Annotated in this window: 1 protein-coding gene and 1 pseudogene; both read left to right on the plus strand. The window is 65.4% G+C overall.

Annotated elements, in window-relative coordinates; translation table 11 throughout:
* The coding region (locus tag EN994_RS33805) for a DbpA RNA binding domain-containing protein (protein ID WP_206530572.1) at nt 1-411 on the plus strand (411 nt) is incomplete at its 5' end.
* Between the two features lie 117 nt (nt 412-528).
* A pseudogene (locus EN994_RS33810) lies at nt 529-775 on the plus strand (DUF805 domain-containing protein); the annotation flags it as partial.

Raw genomic sequence — 775 nt, forward strand, 5'->3', positions numbered from 1 at the left:
ATGCTATGCCGCACCGGCAGCATCTCGAAGCGAGAGATCGGCGCCATCAAGATGCAGCCGGAAGAGACCTACGTGCAGATCGCAGCGGATTGGGCAGACCGCTTCCTGGCCGCGATCGGTCCCGACCGGAAGCTGCAAGGCAACATCCTGGTGAAGCGGCTCGACGGTACGCCCGATCTGTCGCGCGCCGGCTATCAGCCGCCAAGCCCCGACAAGAAGCCGCATCGCGGCAAGGCGCCGTTCGATCCCAACGCGCCGAAGCGCAAATTCGAAAAACGTGCACCGGCAGCAGCCGATCAGCGCCCGACCGCCCCGCATGATGCAAAGCCATGGGCGAAGAAGCCGGGCAAGCCGAAATTCGACACCTCTGGTGCACCCAAGCACAAGAAGGCGAAGAAGCGGCCTTCGTAAGACCGGGCAACGAGCCTCATCCGCCCGCATGACGCCGGCCGCATCCCGATGCGGTCTTGCCCATCGGTTCGGCCATGTGCCACACCTTGGCAGGGACGTGGCAAGTGGGGGTGGCAAATGCGCGGCAAAGTGCTTCATTATGACGAAGTCCAGGGCTTCGGCTTCATCACCGGAGCCGACGGCAACCGCTACACCTTCACCCGCGAAAACCTGCGCCGGGAAACCACTATGCGGAAGGGCGCGGGCGTGGAATTCCAGGCGGGCGGCGGCCAGGCGCGCGACGTCTTTTTGATCGCCGCCGAGACGGCTGCGCCGGCCGGCGACGCTGGTACGAGCGCCGCGCCGACTCAAGCCGGTAACGCAC

It is taken from the genome of Mesorhizobium sp. M7A.F.Ca.CA.002.09.1.1, from assembly GCF_003998555.1.
In the GTDB taxonomy this organism is placed as follows: Bacteria; Pseudomonadota; Alphaproteobacteria; order Rhizobiales; family Rhizobiaceae; genus Mesorhizobium; species Mesorhizobium ciceri.